Source organism: Halomonas sp. KM072, from assembly GCF_050710315.1.
GTDB lineage: Bacteria > Pseudomonadota > Gammaproteobacteria > Pseudomonadales > Halomonadaceae > Vreelandella > Vreelandella hamiltonii.
Genome location: NZ_CP136132.1, coordinates 1,738,638 through 1,752,907 on the forward strand (window position 1 = coordinate 1,738,638; position 14,270 = coordinate 1,752,907).

Below are 14,270 nucleotides of genomic sequence, written 5' to 3' on the forward strand. Positions count from 1 at the left end.
TATTTAATCTTTCAACCCAGCAACCTAAAGCTTCAACCAAGCCTAAAGCGGTCTCCTAAAGACCGCTTTAGGCGCACTCAGACATGTGTTCAACTCATCTCATAAAGAGCAATATCCGTTGGCCACTCACCTGAGTTCAGTAGCGAGATATGTTTCCAACTCTCCAGCATTTGCTTGACCTGATCTTCTACTGGCAGAGTGAAATCAAAGCGCTTTACTCCATAAGTCATAGCATGGCACTGCCAGTATCCCATTCCCTGATCAAAGGCCAGCTTTAACTTTTTACCCGATTCAAGTGTCAGTGTCAGGACACGTCGATGGCTGACCTCCGCCAGCGAGTTGCTGATATTCACCTCTGCTTCAGTATTCAGAATAGCCGATAGCCACTGTTTGAGTACCTGGTGCATATCCTCCTGACTCGCCCAGTTATCCCATAGGCGCGAGCCAGCACCTTTATCAGGCGCTGCGACAACATCAACACTGACAGCTTCGACAGCCTCACTCGGAATAACCTGCACAAACCCCATCAGTAGCATGACAGCCCAAGGGGAGCGTAGATAGCGATCCTCATAGCAAACGGAAACTACTTTATCGCTTTGTAAACGTGCCATGAAGGCGGGTGCTTTATCCATAAGCAACGCTTTACAACGCTCCGACAGTTGTGCAATAGGCCCATTCAGCTCGCGTGTTACTTCAAGCACAGTGGCACTTTCATAGACTCCTAACCAGCCGTCCGTATGAACAGGCGATAATTCCCAGGCTGGTAATTGCTCGGAGGTTACCCAGATGCTGGCATCGCGTGCTGTTAGCCAGCCCATGCCCGGGATACCGGCATGTGGGCTATCGGTCAGCAGTGTCGCCGCCCTACCCTCGGCAGTGATCAGTTGAACTAGCGGCACAATGCCCTCAGGCATAACCGTCTGAAGATCAACAATCCGAAGACCGAAGCGTGACAGTAGCGCCAACTCTTCCTTGATAACGGTTGGAAGGTTCTGGGTTTCAAGCACAATATTGACTTGGCAACCGTCCGTCACTTTCCAAGCCATTAACTGGCGGCGAACATCAGGCGCCCCCAGATTCCACTCTTCTGGCTTACCAACCAGGCGAACAGATATCTCTCGGGCAGAACGATTCAGCCAGTGGCGCACAAAGCGGTCTGGCCCAAAGGGCCAATAGCTCGCTCCATCCAGGGCGCTGAAACGCTCAGGCAGCGCCAGATGCTGACGAAACTGCCCTTCCTCCAGCCATTTGGTCGCTAATTGCCTATTCAGATGTTCAAATTCCACTCGGCTATCTTTGCTGGCAAGGCATGATGAGCACACAGTTTCACAGTCGGCTGAACAGTTAAGCTTTTCAAAAGCAGCTTGTAGCAAGTCAGTCATCTGGTTCAGAGCGGTCAGCACGAAGCCCGCGCCACCCGCAACATTATCGTACACCTGAACGACATAGCGCTTTTCTCCCGTTTCCAGGCTACGGTCAGGCCGAGCGCCGAACCCCATTTCACTACTGGCGATACCCAACTGATCAGCCACCGCATCGCGAAGCGCAACCGCCAGCGTCATGGCAATCACGCGACCTTGTTCATTTTCCGGGATCCATCCACCCGTCAGCGGGTTTTTCAACACCCATTCTGCAACATGCGTTCTTGCCTGATAGCCCAGGTGAAGGTCACGCAACACCGCTTCACCGGAACATTCCTGTCTAACTTTGCTCCCTACAGCACCACCCACAGGACGGTGGAACTGATCAGGCTGCATCCCTAAAGGCAGCTCCCCCTTCGACGTCATTGAATCTGCTCGCCCGCAGCGCATACATACAGCAAATCCTGTGCCATTCTCGCCGCCGGAGCGCACCACTATCTGTCCATCTTCTCCGAACCTTACATAACCGCAGTCGGGGTCAGGCAGTGCAATGACAGTTCCGTCGACATAGACCAACGGTCGCTCCACGGGTATGTATCTCTGGGTCGAGACATCATTGGTGGTCGGTTCAAAGAAATCAGTGACAAACCCCATAGGCCGAAGCACTTTCTTGATCTGAGTGCTTGGAATAGCTGCATCGCACTGCGAGCAGTGCAGATCATTTGAGTGGGCATAGGCGTTATTCTGATAACCAGGCATGCCACAGTTGGCACACTGCCAACTCACATCGAACTTCTGGTGACTACCCGCAGGTCCTTCCTGATAGGATTGCATCTTGATACCCGCTGAGCGATAGACGCGACCATCAATGACGATCTGCGCGCCAGGCGCATACTCCCTGACCGCAATATCCAGCCCGCGGGATGGCTGCTCCTTGTAGGTAAAGATATTATCTTCCCGTTCTGCCTCATCTTGGCGAGACCGACGTCTGTTGTTGAAATCCTCAGCATTGTACGTATTCAGCGCTACTACATTGGTCGGAAATCCGTACCCTGGCAGAAAGGCTTTAGTGGCCAATTCCTTGAGCAGGTATTCGCCTTCGTGACGGGCTTTTTCACGCTCAAGTGCTCGCCAATAGCGCTCATCATCCGCTGCTGCAAGGCGCTGCTTTATCTGCCTGTATTCTGCTTTCCAGTTGTCAGATATCGGCCGAATAGCCTCTGCAGTACGGCTGAGCAGAGTCTCCAAGCGGGTCAGTTCCATTGATGTGCAACTGACAATACGCTTGATGCTGGGCTCCAACGCCTGGGCATCACTGCCCAGCCAGTCAATAAAACGCTCAGCCATGCCTTCGTCAGCATTGAAAAACCACTGGACAGTCAGCCGGGTACGATCGCCTTCTGTCGGTGAGAAGGTTTTCAGAAAGGCTGCAAGCAGGTAGGCATTAACATGGCGCTGTACCAGGGGCTGCGCATTCAGCGTAATAGCCGGTGCTGGAATAGCGGTATTGAATGCCCATTTCGGGTGGTTGAAAACACGCGTATTGTGCGGGTCTGCCTTGCACAAGGTGTAGGCAACTGCTCTGGGTTCACTGCGGCGGCCGGCACGCCCTGCCCTCTGCAGATAATTCGCTGGATGCGGCGGCACGTTATTCATCACCACCGCCGAAATTCCACCGATATCAACGCCCATCTCCATGGTCGTCGAGCAGTTCAGCACATTGATCTTGCTACTATGGAACAAAGCTTCGTACTGTTGCAGGCGCTGTGCCGACTGCTGGGCAGAATGCTCGGCGGTGCGATAATAGAAGCCACCTTCTACCGTGCGATCTGAAATATCACTCCACAGGTTCTGCTGGCGCAGCTTCTGGACCGTTTCGTTACGGGCAACTTTCTCGCGAATCGCAGCAAGCGCGCCCTCGGCTTCCCCTTGTGGTGACAGTGATGTGAAATCCGGAAGGCCAACGGCTTGGCACTCCAGCTGCGAGCGTTCTGCTTTTCTGGGTATGTAAGGGGTCAGCCCTCTGAAGGTGGTATCCATCAACCGATAACTGATCGGGCACACCCAGGCGTTTTGTGGCAAAGCAAAGGTCATGATGTTGCGGTTCAGGGTATAAACATCGCCACCCTGATTTTGCAGAATCGGCAACCGCGTCAACTCCTCCCAGGCGGCTTTCAGCCAAACATTGACTTTGTCACGGCTGATTGCTGAGTCAGGGTCAAGGCCAGCCCCATGTAGCAAAAGCTTGATCAGGCGGGATGGCTGCCGGTTACCCGGTTGGAACTGCGGCCAGGATTTAACCCGGGTAGTGTCCTGATAATCTGGATTGGGCCGCACCAACTGTTTGGAAGCAAACTTTGCCCCTAACCACTGGCGCTCACTGTCGTTAATCACAAAGTAGGTGTTTTCCCGCACGTGGAAATCCAGCGCCACCTTGAGAAAATCTTTCCAGTCCTGCAGAGACAGCGCCTCTTTTTTATGAGGGTTTCCCACCTTTGGCACCTGGGTTTCCGCCCATTCACGCGGTAACGTCTGGACTTTATCCAGCCCCTGATACCCCACCTGCACCAAAGCTAAGGTTTCTGTGCTATTCTGGTTTTTTGGCCGCCGTGCAAACTCCCTAAGGAGCAGCAAACCCGCCAACGTCAGGCTGTTATTGTAGCCACCAAAGAACTCAGGGTTGGCATAGCGGTTGTAATCCAGTATCGAGTGCTTGATATCGTTGGCAGCGGCCAGTTCACTGACCATTTCTTGCCAGTCCAAGGTAACCTTTGGCCTTCCTGCTCCCGGCTTTTGCATATCAGCAACTTGCTGACGCCTTTGCTCAGCCAGATCCAACATTCCCATACTTTCAAGCTGCTCTGCTTGTCGTAATAACTCCTCGACCGAGTGGTCAGGCAAAGCAGGTGCTTTCATATTTTCCGCGGCCTGCCGATTACGCAGTATCTCAAACACCAGCCCTCTGAGCCGTGACCTTTCTGCTTCTTGCTGCATCCTAACCGCCATACGCGCAGTTCCCTGGCGGCTGTCGGTAAAGGTGATCAGCTTGCGGCCTCGACCTGGCAAAGCTTCCGGTGTCATACCTTGCGGGTCAGGACAAAATTCCAATACAGTCGGCACCGCATTACTGACATAAAACGGTGCACCCAAATAGCATTTTCTCAGAAATCCGGCTGGCCGACGCCCTGCATCGCCGCACTGAATACACGCTGAGCCTTCTTCGGTGGAGGTATGCACCGTGATGACCGACGATCCGTTCAACGCTCCAAGTTCTGCAGAGTCAAGATCCAGCGGCCTATCTTGATACCCCACGGCAGGCGCTGGTGCCAGAACAATCGCCTGCTGGTAGCTATACTGGGTGTCCTGCTGCTCCGGTACCTCTTCATCCCTGTCATCCTGCAGCGAGAATTCATCACCAGCATAGGGGCTAGCCTGCTTCAGGGTGCCGCCGGTATCCTCAGCCACTAGGTGTGGCTTTTTACACTCATTGCAGAACGCCACTTCATACACCGGTGCCGAACATTCACAGCGGGCTCGCTGGGTCACGTATACCTTACCGAACGGCCATTGGCTGAGATGCGCAGATTTTGCCTGGCACCCTGGGGCAACACAGCTCCAGAGCCCGTGCATCATGCGCTGGTGCAAATGGCAGCGAAGCTTGAGAAAAGGCGGCTCACCCTCTGCCGGTGAAGTACCCGCCATCAGATCTAGCCATTGCAGCACTTCCTGCTGGCGGGCCGCTGTCTGGCTGCTTTCCAGGTCTGAACAAACGACACTCATCAGGTCGTTCAAATCCAGTGGCTTTTCGTTATTCACCACGGCTTCACGTAGGCGGTAGGCCAGCGGATGGTTGATCAGGGCTGCATAGCGTTTCGCCGATACCTGTTGATCCGGCTCAATCTGGCTAATCTCTTCAAACCTCAGATTGGCAGGTTTCCGAGACGTGACAACCGGCACCTGGCGCGAACCGCCAATCACCACCACCTGTTCATCCGGCACGCCCGCCAGCGATGCCAAGTATGTCTGCAGCCTGTGTGCTGCATTTTCACCCGCGATGGTCGCGGAGGTGGCCACAAAGCGAATCTCACCGGCCTGCTTGCCGAAAGCCTCCACCACCCGGCGTAACAACAACGACAACTCAGCCGCCTGCGAGCCGATATAGGTATGCGCTTCATCCAGCACTATCCAACGCAGCGACTGCTGCTCGCGTGAGATTTTCAGAATCGGCTCATCGACCTGCCGGATCAGCATATATTCCAGCATGGTAGCGTTGGTCATCAGGATCGGAGCAGGCTCCTGGCGGAGTAGCCTGCGCGACAGCACCTCGTTAGGGCGTAGCTGTTGATGCGGCTGTGGAACACTTTCCTTGGTATTACCGTTATACAGGCAAAAACGAACACCCTCCTGAAAAGGCGATGTCCAGGCATCCAAGCGCTCGCGCTGGGAATTGATCAAGGCATTCAGCGGATACAGAAATAGCGCTCTTACTCCGACCAGCGGGCGCTGCTGCTGCTCGTATTCACGCACAAGATCCTCAAGGATCGGTACCATGAAACATTCCGTTTTGCCTGACCCGGTACCCGTTGTAATGGCCGCCGACATGGGCTTATCAGCCAATAACGTCTGCCAGCTTTCCAGCTGGTGCAGGTATGGATTCATATCCGCGTCAAACCCATGCCCTGTGTCCGCAGTCAACGCATTGACCACAGAGTCAGATAGCAGAACGCCCCGCAAATCCTCCAGGGTCACTTCACCTGGCTGCCAGCCAAAAGTATGTTCAAATACCGGCGGTGCAAGAAAGCAACCCTCCTCGCCCATACGGTCATGCATCTGCTCGGCGAGATGGGTACGCAGCCCAGCCTCATTGATGCCCAGAATAGACAACGTGGCTTCACGAGAACGCTTCAGTGATTGATTGATCAAGCCCGTAAAATTACCGTTCATGTATCATTCTCCACGGCATTCAATATATTGGATAGGCAAGCCGAGTATACAGGCTCATACCATAGAGTCCGTTCAAAGTCGGATAACACCCTAAACGCAAAACGCCGTTCAGCATCCTCCGCTGGCAAGGTATTCAACTCAACGCTTCCCGCGGTCAGATGCGCCGCGAATATGGGCATGAAAATCACCGCATGGGTATCCTCGGGCAGGTCGCTCCCGGCTAGCCAGTTGAACAGCCAGTTAAAGTGTTCCTGTCGATGTATCCACTGGCTTAGCGAGCGCTTGAGGTGCTTAGGCCATGCATCTTCGTCGTCGCTGTGGTGGTGAGCACGCACTGCATTCAACCACTGAGGCAATATCATCTCTAAGGGCGCGCATGGCAACGGCTGACGGTGTGCGCACAGAATACCCGAGAAATCCTTAAACACTGGTACCTGAGTACTAAGCAGCGCCATACGTTCAACTGCTTTATCAACCAGCAATGACGCAGGAAGACCAAACTCTCTCTCCAGCGTCTCGACATAGTGCCGCACTGCCGCCTGCCACTGTGCCACTGTAACCACTTCCCAGATCATCGCCAGTTCGTAGGTCAAGCGTTGTGCAAAATCGGGTGTTATTTCAAGTCGAAACACCGCCAGCGCCATGGTCTGAGGATAGCGTGCCAGATGCTTCCAGCTCTCAAAAGAAGACAGTGGAAGGTGCGAGTAATGTGCCTTTAACTCAGCCATATAACTCCACCCTGAGTGAAAGAAGTCCTCCGCCATGGCGTCGAGAACGCTGTCAAATGCGCGCGGATAATGCTGCGGATGATAATAGCGGGCAGCGGCATGCAACGTTCGTATCTCAGTCTCGTCACCCACCTGACAAGCAGCAGGGTCAGGCACATGTATGGCTGGTCTGAATACGATCGCGGCAGTCTCGGCAGGGTACAAAAGCCAGGGGCCATCTTGATGCAAAGCCTTAGGAAGCTCATAAAATCCGGTGACGACACCGCTGGGCGCACTGGGTAAAATAGCCACTGGCGCACTCTCCGGGTGTGCCAAATTCATCGCCATTGCGGTTGTTCCTTCACAGCGACACATCAGAGGATTGTTGGAATAATCGACTAGCTCAAAAAACTCACAGTATTTATTTGTAAATTGTATTACTGCTTGGTAGGGGTATATATAAAACTGCTTGTGTAGCTGGGATGTTTCCACACGACAACGCAAAGTGGCATCCTGCTCGGCACTACCGCTCAGTAAGGCCAGCATATCATCGTAAAGTGAATAGAGGCTGACCTCGGACGTACTATTCTTTACACGATAATGGTACTGCCGCTCCAGGCGAATCGTCTGACCCATTAGCTCAATCGTGACACAAAATGTACGTGCCACATCCGGGGGTGGCGTCAAGGCCAACGTCGTACCCAGTACATCCTTTAGGGTTAGTCCGGTACTCGTTAAAGGCTCACCATTCGCCTTCAGAAGCTGAGCGCCTTCCTCGGGATAAGGTAAGCGTACCACCACCCCCTGCGGTGAACGTAAATCACGGATATCAAGCTGCACAAACGCAGGCGCTTGCCTGTTAGGCTCAATATAAACCCGGTTGTCGAGTCCCTCGTGTTCCACGCTGAAACCTAATTCAGGGTTGAGTACACGTACCTCCAGCGCCGTCGTGCTGCGGATAATAAGGCGTGCTGGCGCTTTTGAGGACGCCGGTAGCGCAGATATTGCCAAGTCACGCGGCAAGATACCCAGCGTGCGTCGGGCAACCACTCGCTGGCCTTCGCCCAGTACCTCCACCTTGAAACTGCCCGCACTGGGCAGAGCTTCCAAGGTAGTAATTTGGCGTCCGTTGACCCTGAAACCTGCAGGTTCCTGTGCTTGATCATGCGTATCCAAAAGCTGGCAGCGTGGCCAGCCCCGCCAGCTCGCCACCGGCAAGGTACTTCGCGACGACATGGATCCCTGCCATACCACACGCGTCTTGTTGGCGTCTTTGCCGGGTTCGATGACATAACGAGCACTATCTTGTTCCAGTACGCAAGTCCCACTGATGCGATACCAATGCCCACCCAGATCATCTGTTTGCAATGCTTCAGCAAACGGAGCTTGCATGCTTGGCGGCACGCGTAACAGGGCCTCAGTAGTCGGATACTGTACCGAGGCAATGCCCACAAACCGAGTGACCTCATCATGTTCCACAAAGACTGCAGGCAGATGCTGCCAATCAATCTCACTGGACTGAATAACCCGCGTATCCAAGCGCTCTCCTGCGCAGGATGCCACAAGCAAGAGCGGCTCCTCCGGCTGTTGACGAATAACGCTGGCTGTCTCGACTGGTAGCCTAACCTTCATCAGATGGCCTTCAATCTGGCCGTAATCCACACCCAGTTTTAGCGCCAGACGTTCGCCTTCATAAAGGGCCAATTCAACCCGAGTGTTAGTAACCAAATGTCCTTCAATATCTATCTGAAATGACTTATCTAGCCATACTTTGGCCTCCAAATGCGGCGATGCATGGTTACTGCTGAGCCAATGTTCGCAGGTGAACGCACGTGACGCATCGCAGGCCTGCTGGCGCTTTTTAACCTGAACACTAGCATCCACCAGCCACTCATTGACCAAGGCCACTCCATTATCTTCCTCAAGTGGCAGAGGAAAGTGCTCACGCCAACCGTGAGCATGTTGATTCAGAAAGGCGGCTGGATCACTCTGCTGATCAAGCTCATACTCATTGGCAAGCCTTTGCAAGGCTCCAACAATACTGGCAAGCAGTTGATACACACTATCGTTTTGGAAAGACTTGGGGAAATATCGGTCAAACTGACGAATCACCGCAACGGTTTCTTGACCGGCATTTCTGTGACTCAACCCCGCTTTGATGGCACGGCCAAAACCATGCTGCTCATTCTGCAGCAGCCGCCACGGTAAGCCTCCTTCTGCAAATAGAGACCCTAGGTAATCCGCGCGCTGCTCAAGATAGCGCAGTGGTCGCTGCCAAAATTTCAGCCCGAGCCTGACCCATTCAGCTCTGTCGTTAGGCTGCCCCTGAATCTCCAATTCGGCATCAAAAGCTTGCCACGACCAGTGGGCATCATACTCTCTACGGTACTTTTCAGAGACAAAGATACAGAAGCCCGCAGCCCAATAAATTCCAGATACAGGACCGTATCGCTCATCAGCATTTGCTGCTAAAGCAGCGCTCAGAAATTGAAGCTCATTATCAGTAGTAGCGTAGCTATAAAGTGGCGAACCATTCGGGCCAGACAGCCCCCTTTTATTTAAATATGAATAAACCCAACCCTTTATATGAGCCATAAGCTACCCTTATCATTTAATTATTGCTCATTTCGCGCTCCCAGGGTCGAGCAAAACGCCACCATGTGCGCTCCTGAGCAACAACACAGCCACTACTTCCCGACCAAGCGAACTCGCCTTTTTCAACAACTTTTTTTTATAATCTGCATTCTGAAAAGAGGTTCATAATAGGTGTAGCATACCGAATGATCAACAGACACTCTATGACTTATGGATATAGGTACCAATATGAAAGTCATGACTCCCGCTGCTTAATGCGACACTCACAAAAAATTTCAAAGCCAGTTAGGTTGGCTCATTACAGGGAATATTCATCCAACCACTACTAATAAATTATTGCCAACGCCTCTTCAGTGCTCACAACCGTCGCATACCCCCCCGCCAGATTGGCCAGCGACATGGCGTGCACCTCATCGGCGGTACGCTCCGTGCCCGCGTAATCGCACTTGGCAAACGTAAACGTCGCGTCGCTCACGACCCAGGTATCGAAACCGAGATTGCCTGCGGTGCGCGCCGTGGCTTCCACCGAGTTGCTGGTGCTCACCCCAACCACCACGAGATCACGGATGCCCCGAACGTGCAACCAGCGCTCCAGGCCTGAGTGAACGAACGCGTCCGGCACGTTCTTCTCGACCACATGCTCGGAGGGCAAAGGCGCTAGCGCTGGCTGAAACAGGACGCCGCTCTGCCCGGGCCAAAACGGTGAGTCAGGTGAGCGCGAGATATGTCGCACATGTACGACCACCCCGGCAGCTTGCCGCCAGGCCATCAATAGGCGCTGAATATTGGCCTCTGCCTGCGGATTATTGCGTGCCCCCGCGTCAGGCGTCGCCATGCCCTGCTGCATGTCGATAATCATCAACGCCACTGCTGGGCTGGCTTCATGGTGTTTCATGGTGACTCTCTCAAATGGACAGTTGCAGCCAGTTTACGTCGCCCCACGGCGTTTCCCAACGGCATCGAGCAGTTGATGGCCTACCGCTGCCCCTTGCTTGCAGAGCACGACAAACACCCTATACTGTATGGATACACATACCTTAGGTAGCTCAGCGCGAGGCTCCTGATGACGGCCCATAACCTTCCCCGATCCGCCGTGCATAAAGGTCGCGGTGCCACTTACGACCCCCATAACCGTTTTTCACCGACCCGCAGCGTCATGGAGGACGATGGCTGGTGGCAAGAGGAAGCTCGCCCATCGCTGGCTACCGAAGTGCGCGAAGAGCCCAGCAAAAGCGCGCTCTCCTGGAACCGCTCACCCGATCTGCCCTTTGACCGCTCCCTGAACCCTTATCGTGGCTGCGAACATGGCTGCGTGTATTGCTATGCCCGCCCTTCCCACGCCTATTGGGACCTGTCGCCGGGGCTGGATTTTGAAACCCGACTGATCGCCCGCAGCGGCCTGGTCGAGCATCTGAAAGAGGAGCTTTGCCATCCGCAGTATGTCTGCCGCCCCATCAACCTGTCTGGCAACACCGACTGCTACCAGCCGCTGGAAGCCACATACCAGACGACCCGGCGCCTGCTGGAGCTGCTGCTGGCCTGTCGCCACCCGGTCACTCTGGTAACCAAGAGCACGCTGATCCTGCGTGACCTGGACCTGCTGGCGGAAATGGCGGAGCACCGCTTGGTGAGGGTGTTCGTCAGCCTGACCAGCCTGGACGCCAACCTCAAGCGTACGCTGGAGCCTCGGGCGGCATCGCCCCAGGCACGCTTGAGAGCCATTCGCGAGCTGAACACGGCAGGCATACCGGTAGGCACGCTGGTGTCACCGATCATCCCGGGCCTCACCGACCATGAAATCGAGCGCATCCTCGAAGCGGCCAGCCGGGCGGGGGCACGAACCGCGACCTGGATGCTGTTGCGACTGCCCCATGAAGTCGCCCCCCTGTTCGAAGCCTGGCTGAACGCCCATTACCCGGAACGCGCCGCCAAGGTCATGAGCTTGATGCGCCAATGCCGCGGCGGCCAGAACTACGATGCACGGTTTGGTAAGCGCTTTCGTGGGGAAGGGGTCTTTGCCGACCTGATCGCCCAGCGTTTCCAGCGCGCCAGCCGTCAATGGAACATGCAATCGCGCACCGAGCAGGGCTTGAACACCCGCGACTTTCGGCCACCGCGGGCGCAGGGGGATTTATTTGATTAGACTGCTGGAGTACACATCACCAAGAAGACGCCCTCGCTATGTCGCTCAGTAAAACAAAATCCAGCTTTTACCGCCGCCTATACGTGGCCCACTTGATCGAACAAGGTATTTCCAGCGTGCCTGCGCTGATGGAAGCCACCGGCATGCCCAGGCGCACGGCTCAGGATACCATTGCCTCGCTGAGCGAACTGGACATCGAGTGCGTGTTCGAAAAAGGCGACGGCGAGCGCCATAACATCGGCCACTACGTCATCAAGCAGTGGGGCGCGATCGATCCGCGCTGGGTGGCGCAACATGCTCAGCGGCTGGGTGAGGCGTTGGGCTACCGTGAGTAGGCCCAAGCGCATCGGGCTCGGCCCAGGTCAGCCTCGCGGCGTTGAGTGTGACGCTGAGGGAACTGGCGGCCATGGCCAGCACGGCGACCAGCGGGGGAATGGCCATGGTGACCACCAACCCCAGCGCCAGAGTGTTATAGAGCGCCGATAACAGCAGGTTCTGGACCATGATGCGACGCGTTCGCTGGGCAACCCTCAACAGCCTGGCGACCCCCGCAATACCAGGATACAGCAGTTGCGCAGCGGCCCCTTCCCGGGCAGCGTCGCTGGCGTGCAGCGGGGCCACGCCCACCGCTGCTGCTGCCAGGCTCAGCGTGTCGTTGACCCCATCTCCCACGTACAGCGTGGGTGATGGCAGCGCCTCCAGCAGGCGTGCCTTTGCCTCCGGGGAGCGCTGGGCATAGCACGCTTCCCGCGGTAGCCCAACGCGCTGGCCCAGCCACTGCACCGGGCCTTGGCGATCTCCGCTGATCAGCGCCAACACGTAACCGGCATCCTGTAACTGGGCAAGCGTGATCTGGGCATCCGGCACGGGCTGGTCGGCCAGGTACAGGGTGGCCAGCCATCCTTGCTCATCCGCCACCAGCACCTCGGATGCAAAGCCATATGCCGGGTGCTTTGCATCGGCGGGGATCTCCTTGCCCTGCTGGGCCAGCCACGCGGTACTGCCCAGCCACCAGGTATGGCCATCGGCGAAGGTGATGGTTTGCCCGGCCCCCGGCGTTTCATGAACCTCCACCTGATCCCGAGAAGTGCCGCTTGCCCAGTGGCGCAGTCCGTTCGCCAGCGGATGTTCACTCTGCCTGACTGCCACGGCCAACTGTTGGCGGAATAATTCCGCTTCTTCCCCCTCGCGCAGCATCGCGTGCAGTACGCGATGCTGCCCCTGGGTCAAAGTGCCGGTCTTGTCGAACGCCACCGAGCGCACCTTGGCCAACACTTCCAGCGCGGCAGGGTCGCGCAGGGCAATACCCTGCTGGGTGGCCTGGCTGCTGCCCGCCAGGCTTGCCAGCGGCACGGCCAAGCCCACGGCGCAGGGGCAGGCCACCACCAGCACCGAGAGCGCGCGCACGCTCGCTTCATCCCACCCCACGCCCATCAGCCAGGCAATGGGCAGAGTCACTGCCGCCAACACCAGCGCGGCGGGGCTCAGCCAGGCGGCAAACCGCTCGGCCAGGGTGTGCAGCTCGCCTTTTTGCGTTTGAAAGCGACGCATCTGGTCACACAGTTTGTCCATTCGCCGCTGGCCCGCCGTGGCGGTCACGGTCAGTTCCAGCGAGCCGCCCTGCCCACCACGGCCCATAAAACGACAGCCTGCATACACTGGCTGCCCGGCACCCACGAAGCGCGGCTGGCTTTCACCGGACAGCGTGGCGGTGTCCAGCCAGCCGTCGGTCTCCAGGGTGCCATCCAGCGGCACCACGTCGCCTGGGGCAACGGCAATGCGTTGGCCCAGCGTGACCTCCTCGATGGCGGTTTCCTGAACCTGCCCTTGATGCAGCACCTGCACCGACGTATCGGGCAGCGCCAGCGCATCGAAGGCTTTCAAGCCCCGCTGACGACACAGCGTTTCGACCAGTCGCCCCACCAATAGCAGGACGATCAGCATCACCGCCGTATCGAAATAGACCTCTACCGAGCCACGCCACAGAAGGCCCAGCGATACCACTACGGCGCCCAGCACGCCCAGGCTCACCAGCACGTCCATACCGGGCCGCCTTGCCCGCAGTGTGCGCCAGCCCGCCCGGTAAAAAGGCAGCCCGGCATAGCTCACCACGGGAATCGCAAAGGCACCCGACACCCAGGCCAGTACGCTCTCCAGCGCGGCCGTGGGCATGGCCCCAGCGTAGATCAGCAGCGAGGCCAGCATGGTCCACATGCCAAATACCGAGCCGACGATCAAGCGCAGGGTCAAGTAACGGCTTTCCTGCTCCAGCCGGGCATGGGCGTCCTGCAGGTCTTCCAGCGGTGCCAGCCGATAGCCCAGCCGCGCCACGTTGGGCGCCAGTGCGTCCAGCGTCGTGGCATCGGGCTCACCCTTCACCCACACGGTGGCGGTAGGGTAATGAACGCTGGCGTCGAGCACGCCCGGCTGCTGTTTGAGCGCTCCTTCCACCGCCAGCGCACAGCTGGTGCACCACATGCCGTGCAGCGTATACAGCGGGGCTTCCAGGCTGTCGGGTTG

Annotated in this window: 6 protein-coding genes; 2 read left to right on the plus strand and 4 right to left on the minus strand. The window is 56.4% G+C overall.

Annotated features, from left to right (window positions below):
• Positions 1 to 89: 89 nt before the first annotated feature.
• From RVM26_RS08185 to RVM26_RS08195, 3 genes are all read right to left on the minus strand, one after another.
• Entirely contained in the window at positions 90 to 6,305 is a 6,216-nt protein-coding gene (locus RVM26_RS08185) for a DEAD/DEAH box helicase (RefSeq protein WP_498941621.1), read from the minus strand.
• On the minus strand, positions 6,302 to 9,607 hold the full coding sequence (locus RVM26_RS08190) for an STY4851/ECs_5259 family protein (RefSeq protein ID WP_498941622.1): 3,306 nt from the start codon (positions 9,605 to 9,607) through the stop codon (positions 6,302 to 6,304). The genes RVM26_RS08185 and RVM26_RS08190 overlap by 4 nt, the downstream gene beginning before the upstream one ends.
• Before the next feature lie 325 nt (positions 9,608 to 9,932).
• Positions 9,933 to 10,502, minus strand: a complete 570-nt coding sequence (locus RVM26_RS08195) for a cysteine hydrolase family protein (RefSeq protein ID WP_498941623.1) — start codon at positions 10,500 to 10,502, stop codon at positions 9,933 to 9,935.
• Positions 10,503 to 10,670: 168 nt separating this feature from the next.
• Here RVM26_RS08195 and RVM26_RS08200 point away from each other — a divergent pair, with 168 nt between their 5' ends.
• A complete protein-coding gene (locus RVM26_RS08200) occupies positions 10,671 to 11,750 on the plus strand; it encodes a radical SAM family protein (protein WP_498941624.1) in 1,080 nt (359 codons plus the stop codon).
• Positions 11,751 to 11,788: 38 nt separating this feature from the next.
• A complete protein-coding gene (locus RVM26_RS08205) occupies positions 11,789 to 12,085 on the plus strand; it encodes a winged helix-turn-helix domain-containing protein (RefSeq protein WP_081135084.1) in 297 nt (98 codons plus the stop codon).
• On the opposite strand, the gene RVM26_RS08210 is transcribed toward RVM26_RS08205, so the two are convergent.
• On the minus strand, positions 12,003 to 14,228 hold the full coding sequence (locus tag RVM26_RS08210) for a heavy metal translocating P-type ATPase (protein WP_498941718.1): 2,226 nt from the start codon (positions 14,226 to 14,228) through the stop codon (positions 12,003 to 12,005). The genes RVM26_RS08205 and RVM26_RS08210 overlap by 83 nt on opposite strands.
• Positions 14,229 to 14,270 lie beyond the last annotated feature (42 nt).

What these genes read in the sequence shown, in the direction of transcription:
- RVM26_RS08185 (WP_498941621.1), bottom strand. Translation starts at nt 6,305, where the DNA reads ATGAACGGTAATTTTACGGGCTTGATCAATCAATCACTGAAGCGTTCT.
- RVM26_RS08190 (WP_498941622.1), bottom strand. Translation starts at nt 9,607, where the DNA reads ATGGCTCATATAAAGGGTTGGGTTTATTCATATTTAAATAAAAGGGGG.
- RVM26_RS08205 (WP_081135084.1), top strand. Translation starts at nt 11,789, where the DNA reads ATGTCGCTCAGTAAAACAAAATCCAGCTTTTACCGCCGCCTATACGTG.
- RVM26_RS08210 (WP_498941718.1), bottom strand. Translation starts at nt 14,228, where the DNA reads ATGTGGTGCACCAGCTGTGCGCTGGCGGTGGAAGGAGCGCTCAAACAG.
- RVM26_RS08195 (WP_498941623.1), bottom strand. Translation starts at nt 10,502, where the DNA reads ATGAAACACCATGAAGCCAGCCCAGCAGTGGCGTTGATGATTATCGAC.
- RVM26_RS08200 (WP_498941624.1), top strand. Translation starts at nt 10,671, where the DNA reads ATGACGGCCCATAACCTTCCCCGATCCGCCGTGCATAAAGGTCGCGGT.